The organism is Ralstonia nicotianae (assembly GCF_018243235.1).
GTDB classification, from domain to species: Bacteria; Pseudomonadota; Gammaproteobacteria; order Burkholderiales; family Burkholderiaceae; genus Ralstonia; species Ralstonia nicotianae.
In genome coordinates this window covers 2,144,062-2,168,002 of record NZ_CP046674.1, presented here as the reverse complement: position 1 = coordinate 2,168,002, position 23,941 = coordinate 2,144,062, and the positions used below count along the sequence as shown (strand labels likewise).

Annotated in this window: 17 protein-coding genes; 14 read left to right on the top strand and 3 right to left on the bottom strand. The window is 68.3% G+C overall.

The window, feature by feature from the left end; translation table 11 throughout:
• Nucleotides 1-25 precede the first annotated feature (25 nt).
• Together GO999_RS09750 and clpB are read left to right on the top strand one after the other, a co-directional pair.
• On the top strand, nt 26-2,203 hold the full coding sequence (locus GO999_RS09750) for a 3-hydroxybutyrate oligomer hydrolase family protein (protein ID WP_019718090.1): 2,178 nt from the start codon (nt 26-28) through the stop codon (nt 2,201-2,203).
• A 160-nt stretch (nt 2,204-2,363) separates the two neighbouring features.
• Complete coding sequence (clpB, locus tag GO999_RS09745) at nt 2,364-4,952, top strand: ATP-dependent chaperone ClpB (protein ID WP_019718091.1); 2,589 nt, start codon at nt 2,364-2,366, stop codon at nt 4,950-4,952.
• Between the two features lie 111 nt (nt 4,953-5,063).
• Here clpB and GO999_RS09740 read toward each other — a convergent pair whose 3' ends face one another.
• Genes GO999_RS09740 through GO999_RS09730 form a run of 3 tightly spaced genes read right to left on the bottom strand, consistent with a single transcriptional unit; the run spans nt 5,064 to nt 8,656 of the window.
• Nucleotides 5,064-6,362, bottom strand: coding sequence for an NADH-ubiquinone oxidoreductase-F iron-sulfur binding region domain-containing protein (locus GO999_RS09740; protein ID WP_020831813.1), 1,299 nt, complete (start codon nt 6,360-6,362; stop codon nt 5,064-5,066).
• Between the two features lie 30 nt (nt 6,363-6,392).
• On the bottom strand, nt 6,393-8,024 hold the full coding sequence (locus tag GO999_RS09735) for an FAD-binding protein (protein ID WP_211906186.1): 1,632 nt from the start codon (nt 8,022-8,024) through the stop codon (nt 6,393-6,395).
• On the bottom strand, nt 8,021-8,656 hold the full coding sequence (locus GO999_RS09730; protein WP_019718094.1) for a 2Fe-2S iron-sulfur cluster-binding protein: 636 nt from the start codon (nt 8,654-8,656) through the stop codon (nt 8,021-8,023). The genes GO999_RS09735 and GO999_RS09730 overlap by 4 nt, the downstream gene beginning before the upstream one ends.
• A 300-nt stretch (nt 8,657-8,956) precedes the next feature.
• Between GO999_RS09730 and GO999_RS09725 the strand changes: the two genes are divergently transcribed.
• The 12 genes from GO999_RS09725 to GO999_RS09670 all read left to right on the top strand — a co-directional run bounded on the left by GO999_RS09725 (nt 8,957) and on the right by GO999_RS09670 (nt 23,909).
• Entirely contained in the window at nt 8,957-11,026 is a 2,070-nt protein-coding gene (locus GO999_RS09725) for a sensor histidine kinase (RefSeq protein WP_231105906.1), read from the top strand.
• Nucleotides 11,023-12,351, top strand: a complete 1,329-nt coding sequence (locus GO999_RS09720) for a sigma-54-dependent transcriptional regulator (RefSeq protein WP_016722062.1) — start codon at nt 11,023-11,025, stop codon at nt 12,349-12,351. Before GO999_RS09725 ends, GO999_RS09720 begins: the two co-directional genes overlap by 4 nt.
• 38 nt (nt 12,352-12,389) lie before the next feature.
• On the top strand, nt 12,390-13,541 hold the full coding sequence (locus GO999_RS09715) for an alpha-hydroxy acid oxidase (RefSeq protein WP_020831823.1): 1,152 nt from the start codon (nt 12,390-12,392) through the stop codon (nt 13,539-13,541).
• 501 nt (nt 13,542-14,042) lie between these two features.
• Nucleotides 14,043-15,707 (top strand): NAD-dependent malic enzyme, encoded by a 1,665-nt coding sequence (locus GO999_RS09710; RefSeq protein WP_211906185.1) that lies wholly within the window; start codon nt 14,043-14,045, stop codon nt 15,705-15,707.
• 173 nt (nt 15,708-15,880) lie between these two features.
• Nucleotides 15,881-17,650: an aspartate-alanine antiporter gene (gene aspT, locus GO999_RS09705; protein WP_249215017.1), complete on the top strand. Its 1,770-nt coding sequence runs from the start codon at nt 15,881-15,883 to the stop codon at nt 17,648-17,650.
• Between the two features lie 270 nt (nt 17,651-17,920).
• Nucleotides 17,921-18,931, top strand: coding sequence for a sulfate ABC transporter substrate-binding protein (locus tag GO999_RS09700; protein WP_165858478.1), 1,011 nt, complete (start codon nt 17,921-17,923; stop codon nt 18,929-18,931).
• A gap of 31 nt (nt 18,932-18,962) precedes the next feature.
• Complete coding sequence (ssuE, locus tag GO999_RS09695; protein WP_020831841.1) at nt 18,963-19,610, top strand: NADPH-dependent FMN reductase; 648 nt, start codon at nt 18,963-18,965, stop codon at nt 19,608-19,610.
• A 135-nt stretch (nt 19,611-19,745) separates the two neighbouring features.
• Entirely contained in the window at nt 19,746-20,756 is a 1,011-nt protein-coding gene (locus GO999_RS09690; RefSeq protein WP_069078961.1) for an aliphatic sulfonate ABC transporter substrate-binding protein, read from the top strand.
• A gap of 26 nt (nt 20,757-20,782) precedes the next feature.
• Nucleotides 20,783-21,946, top strand: a complete 1,164-nt coding sequence (gene ssuD, locus GO999_RS09685) for an FMNH2-dependent alkanesulfonate monooxygenase (RefSeq protein WP_028860509.1) — start codon at nt 20,783-20,785, stop codon at nt 21,944-21,946.
• 11 nt (nt 21,947-21,957) lie between these two features.
• Nucleotides 21,958-22,752 carry an aliphatic sulfonate ABC transporter permease SsuC gene (gene ssuC, locus GO999_RS09680; RefSeq protein ID WP_028860510.1) on the top strand — a complete coding sequence of 265 codons (795 nt, stop codon included), beginning with the start codon at nt 21,958-21,960 and terminating at the stop codon, nt 22,750-22,752.
• Nucleotides 22,753-22,768: 16 nt separating this feature from the next.
• Nucleotides 22,769-23,623 carry an ATP-binding cassette domain-containing protein gene (locus GO999_RS09675; RefSeq protein ID WP_211906184.1) on the top strand — a complete coding sequence of 285 codons (855 nt, stop codon included), beginning with the start codon at nt 22,769-22,771 and terminating at the stop codon, nt 23,621-23,623.
• Between the two features lie 70 nt (nt 23,624-23,693).
• The gene (locus GO999_RS09670; RefSeq protein WP_016722052.1) at nt 23,694-23,909 is read left to right on the top strand and encodes a TOBE domain-containing protein; all 216 of its coding nucleotides are present in this window, start codon (nt 23,694-23,696) and stop codon (nt 23,907-23,909) included.
• The last annotated feature ends 32 nt before the right edge of the window (nt 23,910-23,941 follow it).

The window sequence follows — 23,941 nt, the reverse complement described above, 5'->3', positions numbered from 1 at the left end:
CCCCATCGAACGAGGAGGAGACGCAATGAACACCACCCGAGACGCGAACCGTTTGCGTCAGCGCGCATCGTTGAGCGGGCTGGCGCTGGCCGGCAGCCTTGGCCTCGCGGGCTGCGGCGTGCTGGGCCTGGCCGGCTGCGGCGGCGACAACAACAGCAGCACGTCCGGCAACGTGAAACCGTCGTTCGTCGGCACCGTCACGGTGACCCGCCATGACGGCGCCAACGACGATCTGCTGACCGCCGGGCTGGGCGCGGCCGGGCTGGCTTCCGCTTCGGCGCCGTCGGTCGCCACGCCGACCGCGCCCACCGCGGCCGAGCTGCGCCGCCTGGACATCTACGCCAGCTACCGGGCGCTGGTCGATACCGCGGCCAACGGCGGCTACGGCACGCTGTACGGCCCCAGCGTCGATGTGAACGGCAACGCCACCTCGGGCAGCGGCATGGTGCCGGGCGTGGAGTACATCGCGTATTCCGACGACGGCACCGGCCAGCAGAACGTGGTGTTGCTGGTGCAGATTCCCGACGCGTTCGACCCCGCGAATCCCTGCATCATCACGGCGACTTCGTCGGGCTCGCGCGGCATCTACGGCGCCATCTCCACCGGCGAGTGGGGGCTCAAGCACAAGTGCGCCGTCGCCTATACCGACAAGGGCACCGGGGCCGGCCCGCACGATCTCGCCACCGACACGGTGCCGCTGCAGGACGGCACGCGCACCACGCGCCTGGCCGCCGGCCGCACGGCGCAGTTTGCCGCGCCGCTCACCAACAGCCAGCTGGCCGCGTTCAATGCGGCCACGCCCAACCGGCTGGCATTCAAGCACGCGCATTCGCAGCGCAACCCCGAGAAGGACTGGGGCCTGTTCACGCTGCAGGCCGTGCAGTTCGCCTTCTGGGCCATCAACGACAAGCTGGGCGCTGCCGGCATGCCCGCCGGCAGCCCGTTGCCGGTGCGGCGCGACAACACCATCGTGATCGCGTCGAGCATCTCCAACGGCGGCGGCGCGGCCATCGCGGCGGCGGAGCAGGATACGGCGGGCTGGATCGACGGCGTGGCCGTGGGCGAGCCCGGGCTGAACCTGCCGCCGTCGGCCAACGTGCAGGTGGTGCGCGGCGGCGTGACGCTGCCGGTGAGCGGCAAGCCGCTGTTCGACTACGTGAGCTATGCCAATCTGTTCCGGCTTTGCGCCGCCTCGTCGTCGGGCGTGTCGGCTGCGCCCACGCAAGCGTTCTTTGCCGGCGCGGTCGGCTGGCCGGCCAGTGTCCAGGCCAACCGCTGCGCCGCGCTGCGCGCCAATGGCCTGCTGTCGTCGGCCACGGCAGCCGCGCAAGCCGACGAGGCGCTGCAGAAGCTGCACGCCTTTGGCTGGGAGCCGGAGTCGGATCTGGTGCATGCGTCCATGTCGTATTTCGAGATCGATCCGTCGGTGGCCGTCACCTTCGGCAATGCGCTGGCGCGCGCCAGCGTGCTCGACAACCTGTGCAACTTCAGCTTCGCCGCGGTGGACAGCGCGTTCCATCCGACCGCGGTGAATGCCACCTCGCTGGCGCAGATGGCGGCGCTCGGCAACGGCATTCCGCCGACGTCCGGCGTGCAGCTGATCAACAACCTGGCGCAGGGCGGCCCGACGCAGAGCAAGCAGTCGGTCGACGGGTCGGGCGCGCTGGCGGCCAATCTCGATGGCGCGCTGTGCCTGCGCAACCTGCTGACCGGCGGTGATGCCGCCTCGCTGGCCTTGCAGGCCGGCATCGCGCAGACGCTGCGCACGGGCAACCTGCACGGCAAGCCGGCGCTGATCGTGCAGGGCCGCAACGATGCGCTGCTGCCGGTCAATCACGGTGCGCGGCCCTATCTGGGGCTCAATGCCCAGACGGACGGCAGCAGCCGGCTGTCGTACATCGAAGTGATGAATGCGCAGCATTTCGATGGCTTTATTGATCTGGTGCCGGGCTACGACACGCTGTTCGTGCCGCTGGTGCTCTATGAGCAACGCGCGCTCGATGCGGTGTTCGCCAACCTGAAGAACGGCACGCCGCTGCCGCCGTCGCAGGTGGTGCGCACCACGCCGCGGGGCGGCACGGCGGGGGCCGCGCCGGCCATCACGGCGGCCAACGTGCCGAATTTCACGATGACGCCGGCGGCGGGCGATCGCATCGGTGTGAGCGTGTCGGGCGGCGTGGCGACGGTGTCGGTGCCGAACTGACCGGATCTGAGGCCGGGCCGGGGCGGCGGGTGGGCGCGGATGCCGCCTGCCGCTTGATCCGACACAAAACGCCATCAAAAGCGGCCCGCCCCGGCTTGAAATGCCACCGACGCTCCCTATCTTTCGGAACAGTGAACGATTTTCCGCAAGGGGTTTTTTCATGCGTTTGGACAAACTGACCACCCGCTTCCAGGAAGCGTTGGCCGACGCGCAAAGCCTGGCGTTGGGCAACGACAATCCGTATATCGAACCGCTCCATCTGCTGCTGGCGATGCTGCGCCAGCCCGACGGGGCCACCAAGAACCTGCTGGCGCGCGCGGGCGTCAACGCCAAGGGGCTCGAGATCGCGCTCGACAACGCGATCAAGCGCCTGCCGCAAGTGCAGGGCGGCGAACAGGTGCAGGTCGGCCGGGACCTGGGCAGCCTGCTGCAGGCCACGGAGAAAGAGGGCATCAAGCGCGGTGACCAGTTCATCGCGAGCGAGCTGTTCCTGCTGGCCGTGGCCGACGACAAGGGCGAGGCCGGCCGCGTCGCGCGCGAGCACGGGCTGGCGCGCCGTGCGCTGGAGGCGGCCATCGATGCCGTGCGCGGCGGCCAGACCGTCGGCAGCGCCGAGGCCGAGAGCCAGCGCGAGGCGCTCAAGAAGTACACCATCGACCTGACCGAGCAGGCGCGCATCGGCAAGCTCGACCCGGTCATCGGCCGCGACGACGAGATCCGCCGCGCAATCCAGATCCTGCAGCGCCGCACCAAGAACAACCCGGTGCTGATCGGCGAGCCGGGCGTGGGCAAGACCGCCATCGTCGAGGGCCTGGCGCAGCGCATCATCAACGGCGAGGTGCCCGAGAGCCTGAAGAACAAGCGCGTGCTGGTGCTCGACATGGCGGGCCTGCTGGCCGGCGCCAAGTACCGCGGCGAGTTCGAGGAGCGCCTGAAGGCCGTGCTCAACGATATCGCCAAGGAAGAGGGCCAGACCATCCTCTTCATCGACGAGATCCACACCATGGTGGGCGCGGGCAAGGCCGAGGGCGCGATCGATGCCGGCAACATGCTCAAGCCGGCGCTGGCGCGCGGCGAGCTGCACTGCATCGGCGCGACCACGCTGGATGAGTACCGCAAGTACATCGAAAAGGATGCCGCGCTGGAGCGCCGCTTCCAGAAGGTGCTGGTCGACGAGCCGAGCGTGGAGGCGACCATCGCCATCCTGCGCGGCCTGCAGGAGAAATACGAGCTGCACCACGGCGTGGAGATCACCGACCCGGCGATCGTGGCGGCGGCCGAGCTGAGCCATCGCTACATCACCGACCGCTTCCTGCCCGACAAGGCCATCGACCTGATCGACGAGGCGGCCGCGCGCATCAAGATGGAAATCGACTCGAAACCCGAGGCGATGGACAAGCTCGACCGCCGGCTGATCCAGCTGAAGATCGAGCGCGAGGCGGTGAAGAAGGAAACCGACGAGGCGTCGCAGAAGCGGCTGGAGTTGATCGAGCAGGAAATCGAGCGGCTGCAGAAGGAGTACGCCGACCTCGAAGAGATCTGGAAGGCCGAGAAGGGCGCGGCGCAGGGCGCGGCGGCGGTGAAGGAAGAGATCGACCGGGTCAAGCTGGAGATCGCCCGGCTGCAGCGCGAGGGCAAGCTCGACAAGGTGGCCGAGCTGCAGTACGGCAGGCTGCCCGAGCTGGAAGGCAAGCTGAAGGCCGCCACCGCGGCGGAAGCCAGCGGCCAGAGGCCGCCCAACAAGCTGCTGCGCACGCAGGTGGGCGCCGAAGAGATTGCCGAGGTGGTCAGCCGCGCCACGGGCATCCCCGTGTCGAAGATGATGCAGGGCGAGCGCGACAAGCTGCTGCGCATGGAAGACCGCCTGCACGAGCGCGTGGTCGGCCAGGACGAGGCGGTGCGGCTGGTGTCGGACGCCATCCGGCGCTCGCGCGCGGGCATCGCGGACGAGAACAAGCCTTACGGCTCGTTCCTGTTCCTGGGCCCGACGGGCGTGGGCAAGACCGAGCTGTGCAAAGCGCTGGCCGGCTTCCTGTTCGACTCGGAGGAGCACCTGATCCGCATCGACATGAGCGAGTTCATGGAGAAGCATTCGGTGAGCCGCCTGATCGGCGCGCCGCCGGGCTACGTCGGCTACGAGGAGGGCGGCTACCTGACCGAGGCCGTGCGCCGCAAGCCGTACAGCGTGGTGCTGCTGGACGAGGTCGAGAAGGCGCATCCGGATGTGTTCAACATCTTGCTGCAGGTGCTGGACGACGGCCGTCTGACCGACGGCCAGGGCCGCACGGTGGACTTCAAGAACACGGTGATCGTGATGACGTCCAACCTGGGCTCGCAGCTGATCCAGCAGATGGCGTCCGAGTCGCCCGATGTGATCAAGGGTGCGGTGTGGCAGGAGGTGAAGACGCATTTCCGGCCCGAGTTCCTGAACCGCATCGACGAGGTGGTGGTGTTCCACGCGCTCGACCAGGGCCACATCGAGTCGATCGCGCGCATCCAGCTGCAGCGGCTGGCGGCCCGCCTGGCGCACATGGACCTGACGCTGGAGATCAGCGACCCGGCGGTCGCCAAGCTGGCCTCGGCGGGGTACGACCCGGTGTTCGGCGCGCGGCCGCTCAAGCGCGCGATCCAGCAGCAGATCGAGAACCCGGTCGCGCGGATGATCCTGGAAGGCCGGTTCACGCCGAAGGACGTGGTGCCGGTGGATTACCACGACGGCCACTTCACCTTCGATCGTGTCGTGCACTGAGCCGCGACGCCTCCTTGAACAGCCCGGCAGCCGCCGGGCTTTTTCTTTGCGGCGATGAGCACTACAGCCGTCATGGTTCGTCTATGACATTGCGAACGCCTGGGAAGCTGTTCAAGCGTTCTGAGCCAAGACAGCGGGCGCGGGCTTGCCTGCGATGTCGCACCGCTCCTGTGTACCGTCGAGCCCATATTCGCGCGGAAACGTGCGCAGTGAACTTTCGACGACCGTGACGGCGCCATCGATCAGGGCACAGCGGCCGGAGCCCGGCAGGGTCTCGCACAGGCTCTTGAGCGCGGTGACGTCGCGGCGGCTGGCGGCGCCGGTGTCGATCCGGTGCAGCAGCCGTGCCATCTGGAACGTCCCGCATTTGCATGGCGGGCACTGGCCGCACGATTCGACGGCGAAGAATTCGACATAGCGTGCGACTTCGCGCACGATGCTCGTCCCCTCGCCGATCACGATCATCGCGCCGGTGCCCAGATTCGAGCCGCGCGCGCGGACCGAGGCGAAGTCGAGCGCCACGTCGAGGTCCGCCGCGGTCAGCAGCGTGTTGGACGGCCCTCCGGTGAACACGGCCTTGAATGCCTTGCCGCCCAGCATCCCGCCGCCATGCGCGAACACGAGCTCGCGCAGTGAAGTCCCCATCGGCAGTTCGTAGAGGCCGGGCCGCAGCACGTCGCCGGAGAGCGAGTAGAGCTTCGTCCCGCACGCCTCACCGATGCCGAGTGCACGGTACGCTGCGGGCCCTTCGCGCAGGATATGCGGGACGTGCGCGATGGTCTCGGCGTTGTTGATGAGCGTCGGCGCACCGCCGATGCCGGATTCGGTGGGGTGCGGCGGCTTGCGGTGCGGGAACGGGAAACGTCCTTCGAGCGATGACACGATCGCCGTTGCCTCGCCGCCGATGTAGCGGCCCGAACTGCGTGCGACCGCAAGTGCCACCGGGTGCCCGAGCGTTGCCGCCAGGCGTTCGACGAGCGGGCTCGCGCGCCATTGGCCGATGGCTTCCTCCAGTGCGGCAAGCCCATCCGCGATGCGGGGGTTCACGTAGAACACGACATGCGTCGCGCGGATCGCAAGTGCGGCGATCAGTGCGCCCTCGACCACCTGGTGCGGCGTGCGCGCGAGCAGCAGGCCGTCCTTGAAGGTGCCGGGCTCATCCTCGTTGCCGTTGACGACGACGTATTTCACGCCGGCGGTCTGGGCCGCCGCCGCACGCCATTTGCGGTGTGTCGGAAAGCCCGCGCCGCCCATGCCGGCGAGGCCGGCGGATTCGATCGTGTCGATGATCGACGCCGGATTCGCGAGTGCGATCTCAAGGCCCGCACCGCCGCCGGCGGCGATCCATCGGTCGTAGTCAGCGCCGACGTTGAAGGCGGGATGCAGAAGTCGCTGGTTCAGCCGTTCCATGATGGCATCCTGTGTGTGGTTGGGCGGCGCTCAGCCGGCGGCGCCCGGAGTGGCTGCGGCACGCATGTGCCGGCGCAGCTCGAAATTGCCGTACTCGGGGTAAAGTAGCGGCGCCCGCATCGACGGCGCTCTGTCGGCCCCGGCGAGCGCGCGGCGAAAGCGGCTCAGGTGGCCGAGCCCCGCGCTGCCCGCGCGCTCGCTGTGCCGCACCGCATGCGCGGCCGCGTGCCGGCCGGCGCGTCTGCCGAACGCGATGATGTCGAGGAGCGCGTTGCCCATCAGCCGGTTGCGGCCGTGAATGCCGCCGGTGACTTCGCCGGCAGCGTAGAGGCCCGGCACGCCGGTCAGGCCGTCCGGCGAGATGACGACGCCGCCGTTCTGGTAGTGGAGTGTCGGATAGACGAGGAGCGGCTCCCGTGCCGGATCGATTCCGCACGTCTTCGCGAGATGCGCGAGCGACAACAGATGGGTGCGCAGCAAGTCCGGCTGCCGCGCGAGCAGATCGGGCGTGTCCAGGAACACGCCGATCACGCCGTCGCGGCCAATGCCGCGGCCGTTTTCGCATTCGCGCAGGATCGCGGCCGCGACGACGTCGCGCGGTGCCAGTTCGTCGACGAAACGTTCGCCGAGCCCGTTGACCAGCCGCGCACCGAGCGAGCGGGCGGCTTCGGACACGAGCCCGCCCGCGAGGTGCCGCGGCCACGCGATACCGGTCGGGTGATACTGGAAGCTGTCGACGTCGGTGAGTCGCGCGCCTGCGCGATACGCGATGACAAGCCCGTCCGCCGTCGCGCCGTAGTGGTTCGACGTCGCGAAGCCTTCGAGGTGCAGCCGGCCCGCGCCGCCCGTCGCGAGCACGACGGCACGCGCGAGTACCGGCCGCAGCCGCCCCTGCTCGACCTCGTACAACACCGCCCCCGCGCAAGCGCCGTTGTCGTCGGTCAGCAACTCGACGGCGGGCGCGCGGTTGAGCACGGCAATCCGCCGATCCAGCTCGACCGTCTCGCGCAGCACACGCATGATTTCCAGCCCGGTGAAGTCGCGATGCGACAGGATGCGCGGCGTGCGTGTGCCGCCCGCGCGCTTGCGCGCCAGGCGCGTGCCGCTGTCGTCGAGATCGAACGCGGCGCCGAGCCCGATCAGCCAGCGGATCGCCTCGGGTCCGTCCGAGGTGAGCCGCGCGACGAGGTCGGGGCGGCCCGCGCCATGGCCGGCCCGCAGCGTGTCGTTGTAATGCTGCCCGATGCTGTCGTCGCTGCCGACCGCAGCCTGGATACCACCCTCGGCCATGACGGTGTTGCTGTCGCCGATGCGCAACTTGGCCGCGAGCATCACGTCCGCGCCGGCGGCCGCGGCTTCGATCGCAGCCGCTGCGCCGGCGCCGCCTCCCCCGATCACAAGCACGTCGGTGTGAGTGACCGGCAGGCCCGCGAGATCGACCTCGTCGATCAGCGCATCGGCTTCGAGCAGCCGCGCGAGCGCCGGATGGCAGGGCTCACCCGCGTTCGGGCCGACAGCAAGCGTGGTGCGTGCGCCGGCCCGATGGTCGGGGTGGCACGCGGCGAGCAGGGCTTGGGTATCCTCGCCGTGTTCGCGCAGGGCAACGTCGGCACCCGGGCGCAGCCGGCCGCATGCGGTGTCGTAATCGATCCGATGTTTCATCGTCCTTGCTCCTTCGATGGTGAACCGTCCGGGCTTTCGATTCCGGCAAGCCGCGCGATCAGGTCGACGGGCCGCAGGGAAAGCGCGGTATGGACACGGCGTGCCGCCAGGCCAAGGTGGTTCGGCCAGATGTGCTCGGGACAGGCGAGCGTGCAGAGGTTGCACATCACGCACGGGTCGAAGACGGCCGCCGCGCCGGGCAGGTCGCCCGCGACCGCAAGCGCGACGCCGCGCTGCACCTCGATGCCCTTCGGGCACGCGCGGTCGCAGCCGCCGCAGTGGCGGCAGGCGGCGGCCTGCGGGAACACTTGCATCAGCTCGCGATGCGCGCTCCAGCTGTCTGAGAACTGGCCGATGTCATAGCGGTGCGGCCGCTCCGGCGTGAAGTAGTCAATGAAGCTCACCTGCATCCCCGGCTCGACGCGTGTCTCGCATGCAAGCCGCGTGCGCACCTCGCGCTCGCCGTCGTGTCTCACCAGGCAGCGGCAGGCGCCGCAGACACCTTGCCCCATGCACCCCACGTTCGCGGTCAAGGCGTCGCAGCGCGCGGCGGCCTCGATAATCGAAAGCGTTGGCTCCACGTCGATGGTGCGGCCGTCGATCGTGACGGTGATGCGTTCCTCTTCTGTCATCGCGAATCCCTGTAGAAAAGCGCTTGCCCGAAGGCAGTCACGGGGAAATTGCAAGGGCCGTGCCATCGCACGCGCGCATCGCGCACGGTCGCCGGCCACCGGACGGAAAGCCTTGCCGGATGCGGCGAACACGCCTCCGGCCCCGATGGCCGCGCGATACCGCCGAGCCGTCTGCGTTCGGATTTCCGAATGCAGCCCTCGCCGCCGTGCAGGAAACCGAACACGGGCGCAGGCCTGGCCTGGTCCTTGAACGCACGCAAGAAATGTGGAGGAAAAGCATCGTGACGCGCGGCGTGCGGTTTGCTTGATCTCGAGCAAGTCGGTTGGGCAACCGATGGAGTAACGTCCGCAAGCCTGCTCTACGCGGGTGAAGAACGAGGCGAGATGGCGGCAATGAACGATGAAGACAGCGGCGACGCGCAAGTGGATGCGGGTGCCGTATGCCGCTACCGGGGGCGCTGTGCGGGGCCGTGCCAGCGCCTGGCAACCGACGTTGCCGATCCGGCCGAACTCGCCGATCTCGACTGCATCCGCTCGTTCCGGCAGCGCGACGTCATCGTCTATCTCGCGCTGACAGCCGTCGTCACCGTCCTGTGCTTCGTCGGGGCCTACCGCTATTTCTTCACGAAAGGCATGGGCGCCCTGGACGCAACGGCCGGCCGTGCGTTGTCGCTGTACTCACAGCGGCTCGAACGCGAGATCGACAAGTTCGGCATGCTGCCGCTGGCAATGTCGATGAACCGCGATGTGATCGACTATCTCGGCGGCGACCGCTCGCCCGCACGCGGCCAAGCGCTGACGCGCACGCTGCGCGCGCTCAACGACGGCACGGGTGCCCTGCAGACCTACGTGATCGACTCGACGAACCACGTGATCGCATCATCAAACGGCGGCGAACCTGGCACCTTCATCGGCCGCGATCTGTCGTACCGGCCGTACGTGCAGCAGGCAAAGGCCGGACGCGTCGAGGGCTATTACGCGGTCGGCACCACCGGCAACACGGCCGGCTATTACCTCGCGACCGCGGTCGAGAACAACGGGCGTCGGCTCGGCATCGTCGCGACCAAGATCGGACTCGACAGGCTTGAGCACTACTGGCTCGGCAGCATCGAGCGCCGGGTGGTCGTGCTCGACGAGAACGGCGTCGTCGTGCTGTCGTCGCGCCCCGAATGGAAAGGCCGCGTCACCCGCGCGTTGACCGATGCGCAACGGCAGCACCTGTACGACACGCAGCAGTACAACCGCGCGCCGCTGGCGACCCTCGTATGGCAAAGCATTGCGCCCGCGTTCGGCGAGAAGCGGTTCGTGCGGGTCGGGCTTGGCGACAGCACGCAAGACTACCTGGCGGTGTCGACTGTCGCGCCGGGCCTCGCGATGCAGCTCGTCGTGCTGGTCGATCCGACCGACGCGCGGCGTCTGGCGTTCGCGGAGGCGGGGCTGGTGGCGATCCTTGTCGCGCTCGTCGCGCTAGCGGCGCATATCGTCTACGAAAAACGGCTGACCGCGCAGGAACAACGGCTGTCGCGCGAAGCGCTGCACGTGGCGTACGAGCGGCTGAAGGAGCAGTTCGAGCGACGCAGCGAGCAGTTGCGCATCGCGAACGAATGGCTGCGGCGCGAGGTTGCCGAGCGGGTCGAATCCGAGGGCAAGCTGCGCAGCTATCAGGACGAGTTGATCCGCACCGAGAACCTTGCCGTGATCGGCCAGATGTCCGCGGGGCTCGCGCACGAGATCAACCAGCCGCTCGCGGCCATGGCGACGCTGTCGGAAAACGCCGCGCGCTTCCTGCAACGCGGCGACCACGACACCGCCGCGTTCAACCTTGGCCGCATCGGCGAGCTGGTCACGCGCATGAGTACCCTGACCGGGCGCTTGCGTTCGTTTGCGCGCCGCTCCGATGGCGAGATCGCCGTCGTGCCGCTCGCGGCGTCGATCGATAGCGCGCTCGCGCTGCTGCAGCACCGCTTGAAAAAGGAGGCGGTTGCGCTGCGCGTCGTTGCGCCGTCACGGCCGCTGCGAGCATTCTGCGAGACCGTGCGGCTTGAACAGGTGCTCGTGAACCTGCTGTCGAACGCGGTCGAAGCGACGGAGACGAGCGAGGTGCGCGAGATCGAGATCCGCTGGCGACGAGAGGGCGACAGCGCGGTCGTCGAGATTCTCGATACCGGCGTCGGCTTGTCCGACACCGTGCAGGCGAAGCTCTTCGAGCCGTTCTTCACGACGAAGAAGGCGAGCGGGCTCGGGCTCGGCCTTGCGATCTGCGCCGATATTGCCGTGGGCTTCGGTGGCAGCCTCACCGCGCAGAACCGGCCCGAGGGCGGCGCGCTGTTCCGCCTGACGCTCAGGGCCGAACAGGAAGAAAGAAGATGAACTGGAACGACGACGTCGAAGTGATGGTGATTGAGGACGAAGACGACGTCCGCCTCGGGTGCCTGCAGGCGCTGCAGCTCGAAGGGCTGCGCGCGGCCGGTTATGACAGCGTCGAGCGTGTGCCGCGCACGCTGCCGCGCGATGCACGCTATGTCGTCGTGTCCGACATTCGCTTGCCGGGCATGGATGGGATGGCATTCCTGCGCCAGTTGGTCGAACGCGACGCCGACCTGCCGGTGATCCTGATCACGGGCCATGGCGATGTGCAGACCGCCGTGCAGGCCATGCGCGGCGGTGCGTATGACTTCATCCAGAAGCCGTTTCAGTCGCATGAGCTCGTAGCGGTCGTCAAGCGTGCCCTTGAGAAGCGCACGCTTGCGCTCGAAGTGCGCCAGCTGCGCCACCAAGCCGTCGCGTGCGATGGGCTTGAGAGCCGCATCATCGGCCGGTCGCCGGCGGTCAGCGCGTTGCGCGAACTGGTCGAGGACCTCGCGCCGTTGCCGACCGACGCGCTGATCCACGGTGAGACCGGCACGGGCAAGGAGCTGATCGCGCGTTGCCTGCACGACCTGTCCGGGCGCAAGGGGCCGTTCGTCGCGCTGAACTGCGGCGGTTTGCCCGAGACGCTGTTCGACAGCGAAATCTTCGGTCACGAGGCCGGCTCCTTCTCCGGCGCGACGAAGCAGCGCATCGGCAAGATCGAGTATGCGCAGGGTGGCACGCTCTTTCTCGACGAGATCGAGAGCATGTCGATGCCGATGCAGGTCAAGCTGCTGCGCGTCCTGCAGGAGCGTGTGGTCGAGCGGCTCGGCTCGAACCGGCCGATTCCGGTCGACTTTCGTGTGATCGCCGCGACCAAGTCCGATCTGCTCGCGCTTGCCGACGAGGGCAAGTTCCGCGCGGACCTGCATTTCCGGTTGAACGTCGCGGTGCTCGAATTGCCCCCGTTGCGTGCACGGCAGGAGGATATCCCGCTGCTGTTCGATACATTCGTGAGACAGGCCGCGCAGCGGCTGGCGCGACCCGCGCCGCCCGTGCGCGAAGCGATGGTGCGCGAGCTGCTCGCGCACAAGTGGCCGGGCAACGTCCGCGAACTGCGCAACGAAGCCGAGCGCTATGTGCTCGGCCTGAAGCGCGGCGCGGACGCCGAGACCGGACCGATGCCGCTTGCCGACACGGTCGACGCGTTCGAGCGCTGCCTGATCCTCGAGGAGCTGCGCAGGCACCAGGGCAATCTGTCGCGCGCGGCCGAAGCGATGCTGATCCCGAAGACCACGCTGTTCGGCAAGATCCGTAAGCACGACATCCGCCATCAGGAATATTGAGGCACCCTTCGGCGCCTCGTACACCAGGGAAGACCGATATGAAGAGCGCATTGACCATCGCTGATCTGAAGGAGCAGGCGCGGCGCCGCGTGCCGAAGATGTTCTTCGACTACGCCGACAGCGGCTCATGGACCGAAGGGACGTATCGCGCGAACGAGGCCGATTTCAGCGCGATCAAGCTGCGTCAGCGCGTGCTGGTGGACATGAGCGGCCGCTCGCTCGATACGACGATGGCCGGGCAGGCGGTATCGATGCCGGTCGCGCTCGCGCCGACCGGCCTCACCGGCATGCAGCACGCGGACGGCGAGATTCTCGCCGCGCAGGCCGCCGAAGCGTTCGGTGTGCCGTTCTCGCTGTCGACGATGAGCATCTGCTCGATCGAGGACGTCGCGGCGCACACCACGCGGCCGTTCTGGTTCCAGCTCTATGTGATGCGGGATCGGAGCTTCATCGAGGCGCTGATCGAGCGTGCCAAGGCTGCGCGCTGCTCCGCGCTGATCGTCACGCTCGACCTGCAGATCATCGGCCAGCGCCACAAGGACGTGCGTAACCGACTGTCCGCGCCGCCGAAGATCACGCCGCTTCACCTGTGGCAGATGGCATGCCGCCCGCGCTGGTGCCTGAACATGGCGCGCACGAAGCGCCGCTCGTTCGGCAACATTGTCGGCCATGCCAAGAACGTGTCCGACCTGTCGTCGCTGTCGGTGTGGACGGCCGAGCAGTTCGATCCGCGGCTGTCGTGGAAAGACGTCGAGTGGATCAAGTCACGGTGGGGAGGCAAGCTGATCCTCAAGGGCATTCTCGACGAGGACGATGCGCGCGCGGCGGCGGCGAGCGGCGCCGACGCGCTCGTCGTGTCGAATCACGGCGGACGCCAGCTCGATGGCGCGCCGTCGTCGATCGAGGTCTTGCCGCGTATCGTCGATGCTGTCGGCGATCGTATCGAGCTGCATCTGGATAGCGGCATCCGCTCCGGGCAGGACGTCTTGAAGGCGGTCGCGCTCGGCGCTCGCGGCGTCTACATCGGTCGACCGTTTCTGTACGGGCTCGGCGCGGGCGGCCGGCGCGGCGTGACACGCGCGCTGGAGATCATCCGCAGCGAGCTCGACGTCACGATGGCGTTGACCGGCAAGCGGCTCATTACCGACGTCGATCGCTCGGTGCTCGTCGAGCGCGGCCCTGGCCGCTGACCCGATGTCGATGCGCGGCGCGCCGGGGCGCGCGCCGCGTTGCCGCCGCCGATTCACTGGTGTTCGGTACGGCGGTCTCCATTGACGATGTGCGTTGAGCCCTTGCGGCGACACATCATCCGCATGCCATTCGCGCCGCAGCCGCCACGCTGACTGCAACGCGCGCGTTCTCCACGGCTGCCATCTTCCGGGTTGATCGGACAACCCGAACCACGGTTCCCCCTTTTCAAGCCGCTCGCGCGACGCGTTGCCGCAGCCGCGCGCCGTGGCTCGCACGCGCCTGTGCCCCAGCCCGTTCGATACGCCGCACGGCATTCGGAGCCGATCTTCCGGAAACCGAACGAAGGCCGCGACGACATCCTTCGCATTCCGGGAATAGTGCTTTAAAAACAATGGCTTGGAGAGGCGCATGCAGATGGCATACCCCTTGCAATACAGGGTGCGGGAGCCCAGTGGGGCTTGTGTCGAACCCCTCGTCAAACATCAAGAGGATTTGCAAACATGGTTACCAGCCACGCTATCGAAAACAAGAAGCCTGCCGTTGCCCATCCCATCGCACCGCTGACCGGCGCAGCGCTGCTGCACGACCCGGCGCTCAACAAAGGGTCGGCCTTCACGCGCGAGGAGCGCTGCCGGCTCGGACTGGAAGGGCTGCTGCCGCATGCGGTCGAGCCGCTCGACCGCCAGGTCGAACGCGTGCTGTCGCATCTCGACGCGCTCAGCGACGATCTCGCGCGCTACGTCTACCTGATCGATCTCGAAGCGCGCAACGAGACGGTGTTCTACAGGACGATCATGTCGGACCCGCGGCGTTTCATCCCGATCCTCTACGATCCGACCGTGGCGGACGCATGCCTGGAGTTCGGCAACCTGTATCGCCGCGCGCGCGGGATGTACATTACCCGCGATATGAAAGGCCGGATCGCTGACGTGCTGCGCAACTGGCCGGAGCGCGATGTGCGCTTCATCTGCGTGTCGACCGGCGGCCGGATTCTCGGGCTCGGCGACATCGGCGCCAACGGGATGGGTATCCCGATCGGCAAGCTGCAGCTCTACACCGCATGCGCAGCCGTCCCGCCGTCGTGCCTGCTGCCGGTGCTCTTCGACATCGGTACCACGAACGAGCAGCTGCGCGCCGATCCGTTCTACATGGGCACGCGCGAGCAGCCGCTGCCGGAAGCCGAGCTCGACGCACTGACCGAAGAGTTCATCCAGGCCGTGCAGGAAGTCTTCCCGGACTGCTGCGTGCACTTCGAGGACTGGAAGGGCACCGACGCGATCCGCATGCTCGAGCGCTATCGCGACCGCATCCTCTGCTACAACGACGACATCCAGGGCACCGCGTCGGTCGTGCTCGCCGGGATCGCCGCCGCGATGAACCAGACGGGCGGCCGCCTCGCCGACCAGCGCATCCTGTTCCTCGGCGCGGGCTCGGCCGGCATCGGCATTGCGAAGCTGATCGGGGCGGAACTGCAGACCAAGGGCCTGTCGGCCGAACAGGCACGCGAGCGCATCCGGCTCTTCGACGTGAACGGTCTCATCGAGGCCTCGCGCGCCGACCTTACCGACGCGCAGAAGCCGTGGGCGCACACCGACAGGCCGACCAATCGCCTGCTCGACGTGATCGAGCACTTCAAGCCCACCATCCTGATCGGCGTGTCGACCAAGGGCGGCGCCTTCACACAGGACATCGTCGAGGCGATGGCCCGGCTCAACGAGCGGCCCGTCATCTTCGCGTTGTCGAACCCGACGACGAAGGCCGAATGCACGGCGGAACAGGCCTACACGTGGTCGCAGGGCCGCGCGCTGTTCGCCGCCGGTGTGCAGTTCCCCGAGTTCGAGATGGACGGCCACACGTACCGGCCCGGCCAGGCGAACAACTTCTACATCTACCCCGCGATCGGGCTGGCGACCTACGCATGCCGTCCGACACGGCTCAACGACGAGTGCTTCATCGTCGCCGCGCATGCGACGGCGGACCAGGTCGGCCCGTCGCTGCAGGCCAAGGGGATGCTGTTCCCGAGCCAGGAGCACATCCTGGAGACGGAGATCACGACGGCCAGCCGCATCGCCGAATACATGTTCGATGCCGGCCTTGCACAGGTGCCGCGCCCTCGTGAGATTCGCGCGTGGATCGAGAGCCTGCTCTATCGCCCGGCGTACTGAGTGAACGGTGGTGACGGGCCGCCGCCGCGTGCGCGGCCCCGTCACCCGCCTGCCCGAGGGCTGCCCGCGCATGCCTCGGACGGTCCACAAGAACGCGTCCGCGTCCGCCGTCGTCCGCACGTCGGCAAGGCGCCTGATGGAAGCGAGAACGACACGCCGGTTCAGGCGTGCCGATGTCCGCCATCCGGCATCGACCGCATCCCTTTCGCGCCTGGATGACGGGCTATGCAAGCGAAGCTAAACAAAAAGAGTCTTTCGCCATGGAATACTTTGTCCACACTCTCCGGAAGTATCCGGAGATCGCGCTGTTTCTCACGATCGGCGTTGGTTTCTGGATCGGAAATCTGAGGCTCGGGAAGTTCAATCTCGGCGTCGTCACCTCGACGCTGCTCGCCGGGCTTCTGATCGGCCAGATCGGCATCAAGCTGCCGGCCGCGCTGCAATCGACGTTCTTCGCGATGTTCCTGTTCTCCGTCGGCTATGCCGTCGGCCCGCAGTTCATCCGCGCCCTGCGCAGCGATGGGTTGCCGCAGGTGGTCTTCTCCATCCTCGTCTGCATCGTCGGCGTGGCCACCGCAATCGGGCTCGGCAAGCTGTTCGGCTACAACGCGGCGCTCACCTCCGGCCTGCTGTCGGGCGGTTACACGAACTCGACCGTGCTTGGCGTGGCGACCGACCTGATCCAGCAGTCCGGCCTGCCCGACGCCCAGTTGCAGAGCGCGCTCGCGCTGCTGCCGATCGCGTACGCGGTCACGTACCCGTTCGGCACGATCGGCTCAGCCTATCTGCTCGCGAACATCGCGCCCAAGGTGCTGCGCTTCGACCTCGCGAAGGAATGCGAACGATATGAGCGTGAGCACGGCGGTGGCACCGCGATCGGCCCGACCGCCTACCGCGAATACTCGGCACGCGCATTCCGGTTGTCCAATGTCGAACTGATCGGCAAAACCGTGCTCGAAGTCGAGACGCTCTTCAATCATGAGATCTTCGTCCGGCGCATGCGCGTGACCGAAGGCGAGGCGATCGTCGACTGCACGCGCGACACCGTGCTGACCGAAGGCGCCGTGCTCGCCGTTTCCGGCGGCCTGGCATCGCTGCTTGCGTACGAAGGCAAGTTCGGCCCCGAAGTGAAGGACGTCCCGCTGCTCGACTTCCCGACCGAATTGCTCGACCTGGTTGTGACGAACAAGCGCTACGCCGGCAAACCGCTGGGCGAGATCGTCGATTCGCTGTTCGGTGAACCCGGCCGCGGCGTCTTCCTGACGCAGGTCACGCGCTCCGACGTATCGTTGCCGATGCGGCGTGAGCTCAAGGTCCAGCGCGGCGACGTGCTGAAGATTCTCGGCGCGCGCCAGGACGTCGCGAAGATCGCGAAGGTGCTCGGTTACGCGGACCGCCCCGTCGAAGGTTCCGACATGGCGTTCATGGCGTTCGGCATCGTCGCCGGCAGCCTGGTCGGCGCGCTGACGATCCACCTCGGCGGCATCCCGTTGAGCCTGGGCACCGCCGTCGGCGCGATCGTCGCCGGGATCATCTGCGGCTACCTGCGCTCGACCATGCGCACCTTCGGCCATATCCCCGGGCCGGCGATCTGGGTGTTCAACAACGTCGGCCTGAACGGGTTCATTGCGTGCGTGGGGCTCAACGCTGCGCTCGGGTTCGTCGGCGGCATCCAGCACTACGGCCTGACACTCTTCCTCGCCGGCACGCTGGTGACAGCCGTACCGCTCATCTTCGGCATCGTGCTCGGCCGGTATGTGTTCCGGTTCCATCCCGGCATCCTGCTTGGCGTGTGCGCGGGAGCGCGCTCGACGACGGCCGCGCTCGGTTCGCTGCAGGAAGTGGCGAAATCCAACGTGCCCGTGATCGGGTATGCGACCGGCTATGCGGTGTCGCGGCTCGTGATGGCGCTGTTGACGATCGTCGTCGTCAAGGTGTTCTAGCGGCAACGTTGCAACCGTCGTCGTCCGGTTGACGACGAAGTCTGAGAAAGGCGGCGTGGCCTCGTGAGGCCCGTCGCCGTTCTTGCAAGCAGGATAGGCCACGTTTACGTAACAAGGGTTGCCGGGATCATGCCGTTCGGCGCCTTATGCAAAAACCAATGAACATTCACTGAAACCATTCGTTCCCCGTAGAAGGGGCGCTCGGTAGTCTTGCTGCTATCCGAACAACGTGGCATGGCCACGTACAACAGAGCAACGGGAGCCAGCAAGATGATTCGCAAGTTCGTATTCAACGCTATCGCGGCGGCCATCGTGGCGGGGGGCACCGTGGGCGCGCACGCCGCCACGACGCTGCTGAACGTGTCGTATGACCCGACGCGCGAGCTGTACAAGGAGATCAACGCCGAGTTCGCCAAGAAGTGGAAGGCCGAGACCGGTGAAGAGGTGACCCTGCGCGCCTCGCACGGCGGCTCGGGCAAGCAGGCCCGCTCGGTCATCGACGGCCTGGAGGCCGACGTGGTGACGCTGGCGCTTGGCTACGACGTCGACGCCATCGCCGAGAAGGGGCTGACGGGCAAGGACTGGCAGACGCGGCTGCCGCACAATGCTTCGCCGTACACCTCGACCATCGTGTTCCTGGTGCGCAAGGGCAACCCGAAGGGCATCAAGGACTGGAGCGACCTGGTCAAGCCGGGCATCGCCGTCATCACGCCCAATCCGAAGACCTCGGGCGGCGCCCGCTGGAACTACCTGGCCGCGTGGGCTTATGCGCTCAAGCAGCCGGGCGGCTCGGAAGCGACGGCCAAGGCGTTTGTGCAGAAGCTGTACAAGAACGTGCCGGTGCTGGATTCCGGCGCGCGCGGCGCCACCACGACCTTCACCGAGCGCGGCATCGGCGATGTGCTGATCGCGTGGGAAGACGAGGCGCTGCTGGCCACGCGCGTGGAGGGCAAGGACAAGTTCGATGTGGTGGTGCCGTCCGTCTCCATCCTGGCCGAGCCGCCGGTGGCGGTGGTCGACAAGGTGGCCGACAAGAGGGGCACGCGCAAGGCGGCCGAGGCTTACCTCAAGTTCCTGTATTCGCCGCAGGGGCAGGAGATCGGCGCGAAGCACTTCTACCGGCCGACCGACCCGGCCGTGGCCAGGAGGCACGAGAGCGAATTCCCGAAGGTGAAGCTGGTGACCATCGACGACACCTTCGGCGGCTGGCAGAAGGCGCAGAAGACGCACTTCGCCGATGGCGGCCAGTTCGACCAGCTCTATCAACCCGGCAGCAAGTAAGCTTCAGCCACGTCACCAGGCGGTCCGCATCATGCCCATCCTGACGATCTCCGGCAGCCCTTCGGCGCCATCGCGATCCGCGCGCCTGCTGGGCCATGTTCGCGCCCAGCTGGAACGCGCCGGCGAGTCGGCGGACCACCTGGACCTGCGCGCCTTGCCCGCCGATGCGCTGCTCGGCGCGCAGACCGCCCACCCCGCCATTGCCGAGGCGCTGGCGCGGGTGGCGGCGGCCGGTGTGGTGATCCTCGCCACGCCGGTCTATCAGGCGGCCTACAGCGGGCTGCTGAAGACCTTTCTCGATCTGCTGCCGCAGAGCGGGCTGCGCGACAAGGTCGTGCTGCCGATCGCCACCGGCGGCAGTCTCGCCCATACGCTGGCGATCGACTACGCGCTGCGGCCGGTGCTGTCGTCGCTGGCGGCGCGCGCGATCCTGCCGGGCATCTTTGCCGCCGATGCGCAGATCGGGGCCGCCGACGATGGGTTTGCGGTCGATCCGGCCCTGCAGCAGCGCCTGGACGACGGCATCGAGCGCGTGCATCAGGCGATCGCGCTGGCACGGCATCCGGCCGTGGCGCAGGTGATCGTCGCTAGCCGCAGCGCCGTGCGCTTGGTGTTTCAGGCGCACGCAAACGCGAACGGCCAGACCGCCGACGCGCAGCGAATGCGATGTCCGGCCTGAGGCAGTCCGCGGTGCGCTGAGCGCGCATCCGCTGCCGCGCGGCGTGTTCCGCTTGTCTGCCACGCCGCGCACCCACTGCGCGCGGACGATGCCGTTCGCCGCTGTCCGATTTTTCCCGATTGTGAGAAACGCATCATGACGATCGATATCCAACGCCGGCACTGGCTAGCCGCCACCGCGGCGGGGGCCTCGCTGGCGGCGCTCGGGCCCCTGGCGCGCGGGGCCGATGCGGCCACGTTGCCCAACATCGTGCCGCCCGCGCAGCTGCGCATCGGCTTCCAGAAGAGCGCCGTCAACCTGGTGATCGTCAAGGAAAGCCGCGCGCTGGAGCAGCGCTTTCCCGACACCCGGGTGCACTGGCTGGAGTTTCCCGCCGGGCCGCAGCAACTGGAGGCGCTGTCGGCCGGCAGCCTGGATGTCGCCATCACGGGGGATACGCCGCCGGTGTTCGCGCAGGCCGCCGGCCGCGACCTGCGCTACATCGGCGTCGAGCCGCCCAAGCCGGACAGCTCGGCGATCGTGGTGTCGCGGGGCTCGGCGCTCCAGGCGCTGGCCGACCTGAAGGGCAAGCGCGTGGCGCTGCAGAAAGGCTCGAGCGCGCATTTCCTGATCGTCAGCGGCCTGCGCAAGGGCGGGCTGACCTTTGCCGACATCCAGCCCGTCTACCTGACCCCCGCCGATGCGCGCGCCGCCTTCGAGCGCGGCAGTGTCGACGCCTGGGGCATCTGGGACCCGTACTACGCCGCCACCGAACTGGCGATCGGGCCGCGCGTGCTGGCCACCGGGCGCGGGCTGTCGTCCAACAACACGTTCTATTTCGCGCCGCGCGCCTTTGCCGAGCAGCACGGCGACACCATCGCCGCGCTGTTCGCCGAGCTCGCGCGCGCCGACCGCCTGGTGCAGCAGAACCGCAAGGAGGCCGCCCAGCGCATCGCCGAGTTCTCCGGGCTGTCGCTGGCGACGGTGCACCTGTTCCTGTCGCGCCGGCCGCCGTCGCCGGTGGGGCCGGTCACGCCCGAGGCGATTGCCGAGCAGCAGCGCGTGGCCGATGCCTTCCATGGCCTGGGGCTGATCCCGCGCCCGGTGCGGCCGGCCGACCTCGTCTGGCAGCCGACGCCCGCGCAGCTGGCCATCGCCCGCGCCTGATCCGATCCGATTCGAGGAGTTTCGTCATGCAAGTCTTCTGGTTCCTTCCCACGCACGGCGACAGCCGCTATCTCGGCACGGCCGAGGGCGCGCGCCAGGTCGATCAGGCCTATCTGCAGCAGGTGGCCGTGGCCGCCGATACGCTCGGCTACGAGGGCGTGCTGATCCCGACCGGCCGCTCGTGCGAAGACCCGTGGATCGTCGCCGCCAGCCTGATTCCGGCCACCCGGCGCCTGCGCTTCCTGGTGGCGGTGCGCCCCGGCCTGGTGGCGCCGACGCTGGCCGCGCGCATGGCGGCCACCTTCGACCGGCTCTCGCAGGGGCGGCTGCTGGTCAACCTCGTCACCGGGGGCGACCCGGGCGAGCTGGCCGGCGACGGGCTGTTCCTGGACCACGCGCAGCGCTACGAGGCCTCGGCCGAATTCATCCGCATCTGGCGCGAGACGCTGGCCGCCAGCCACGAGGGCGCGGCGCTGGACTACACCGGCCGGCACCTGAGCGTGAAGGGCGCCAGGGTGTTGTTTCCGCCGGTGCAGCGGCCGCATCCGCCGGTGTATTTCGGCGGCTCTTCCGAAGCGGCGCACGCGCTGGCCGCCGAGCAGGTCGATACCTACCTCACCTGGGGCGAGCCGCCTGCCGCCGTGGCCGAGAAAATCGCCGACGTGCGCAGGCGCGCCGCCCGCCACGGCCGCACGGTGCGCTTCGGCATCCGCCTGCACGTGATCGTGCGCGAGACGGAGGACGCAGCCTGGCAGGCCGCCGACACCCTCATCAGCAAGCTCGACGACGACACCGTCGCCCGCGCCCAGGCGGCCTTCCGCAAGATGGACTCGGCGGGCCAGCAGCGCATGGCCGCGCTGCACGCGAATGGCATCGGGCGCAGCCGCGCTGAACTGGAGATCAGCCCCAACCTGTGGGCCGGCGTGGGCCTGGTGCGCGGCGGGGCGGGCACGGCGCTGGTGGGCGATCCGCACACCGTGGCCGCGCGCATGCGGGAATACGCCGACCTCGGCATCGACACCTTCGTCCTGTCGGGCTATCCGCACCTGGAGGAGGCCTACCGCTTCGCCGAACTGGTGTTCCCGCTGCTGCCGCGCGCGGTGCGCGACACGTTGCCGGGCAACGTGCTGAACGGGCCGTTCGGTGAGGTGATCGCCACGGGCATCGTGCCCCGGGTGGCGGCGAGCTGAGGGGCAGGGCGATGGCATCGAAACCCAAGCATGTTCTGAAGGCCGCTCGCGAGCGCCTGACGCCGTGGCTCGTGCCGCTGGCGCTGCTGGCGGCGTGGCAGGCCGCGGCCCAATGGGGCTGGCTGTCGAACCGCATCCTGCCGGCGCCGCTGGACGTCGCGCGCTCGGCCATCGAGCTGGCGCGCTCGGGCGAGCTGTGGAAGCACGTGGCGGTCAGCACCTGGCGCGCGCTGCTGGGCTTTGCGATCGGCGGCTCGCTGGGGCTGGCGCTGGGGCTGCTGACCGGCACCTTCCGCACGGCCGAGACGCTGCTCGACACCACGCTGCAGATGATCCGCAACATCCCGGTGCTGGCGCTGATTCCGCTGGTGATCCTGTGGTTCGGCATCGATGAATCGGCCAAGCTGTTCCTGGTGTCGCTGGGCGTGTTCTTCCCGATCTACCTGAACACGTACCACGGCATCCGCGCGGTGGACCCGGCGCTGGTGGAGATGGCGCGCAGCTACGGCCTGTCGCGCGCGCGGCTGTACCGCGAGGTGATTCTGCCGGGGGCGCTGCCGCAGATCCTGGTGGGGGTGCGCTTCTCGCTGGGGCTGATGTGGGTGACGCTGATCGTCGCGGAGACCGTTTCCGCGCAGGCCGGCATCGGCTACATGACGATGAATGCGCGCGAGTTCCTGCAGACCGACGTGGTGCTGCTCGGCATCCTGCTTTATGCGCTGCTGGGCAAGCTGGCCGACCTGCTGTCGCGCGCGCTGGAACGGTTCTGGCTGCGCTGGCATCCGGGCTATCAAGCGGCGACCTGAGAGGAGAGTACGCACCATGCAAAGCAACGCCACCGAGCATGCCGCGCTGGAGCGCGTGGCGCCCCGCGGCACTGCGCTGCGCATCGCGCACGCGGTCAAGCGCTACGGCGAGCGCGAAGTGCTGCACGGCATCGACCTGGAGATCGCGCCGGGCGAGTTCGTCGCCATCGTCGGGCGTAGCGGCTGCGGCAAGAGCACGCTGCTGCGGCTGATCGCGGGGCTGGAGGGCATCGACGGCGGCAGCCTGCATCGCGACGGCGCGGCCGGAGGCGGCCTGCACGACGATGCCCGCGTGATGTTCCAGGACGCCCGCCTGCTGCCGTGGAAGCGGGTGCTCGACAACGTCGCGCTGGGCCTGCCCAGGCCGCACCGCGCGCAGGCCGCCGAGGTGCTGGCGCAGGTCGGCCTGGCCGAGCGCGCGGGCGAATGGCCGGCGCGCCTGTCGGGCGGCCAGCGTCAGCGCGTGGCCCTGGCCCGCGCACTGGTGCACCGCCCGCGCCTGCTGCTGCTCGACGAGCCGCTGGGCGCGCTCGATGCGCTCACCCGCATCGACATGCAGAACCTGATCGAAGGCCTGTGGCAGCGCCTGGGCTTCACCGCCGTGCTGGTCACCCACGATGTGGCCGAGGCCGTGGCCCTGGCCGACCGCGTGGTGCTGATCGAGGACGGCCGCATCACGCTCGACGCGCGCATCGACCTGCCACGCCCGCGGCACCGCGGCGCGCCGGCGTTTGCGCGGCTGGAGGACGCCATCCTCAACCGTGTGATGCAGCGCAAGGCCGATCCGGATGAAGTGACCGATGCGCGCGCGCACGTGGCGCGGCCGTCCCCCTGGGAGGTGTCGGCCGCGGCCGTGGGCTGGGCCGTGTAAGCGGCCGAAAGTCTTTCTCCGGAAAACATTCATTGGCGCGTTGCGCCGTTGTCATCTAAGAAGGAACATCATGAGCATTCAAGCGATCAACGTACGCAACCAGTTCCGCGGCCAGATCAAGGAGATCATCCGGGGCGACGTGCTCTCGGAGATCGACGTGGAGACACCTGCCGGCATCGTCACCTCGGTGATCACCACGCGCTCGGTCGACCACCTCGGCCTGAAGGTCGGCAGCGAAGTGGTGGCGCTGGTGAAGGCGACGGAAGTCTCGATCGCCAAGCTATAAGGACGGGGAGGAGACGGCGACTTCAAGGAGCC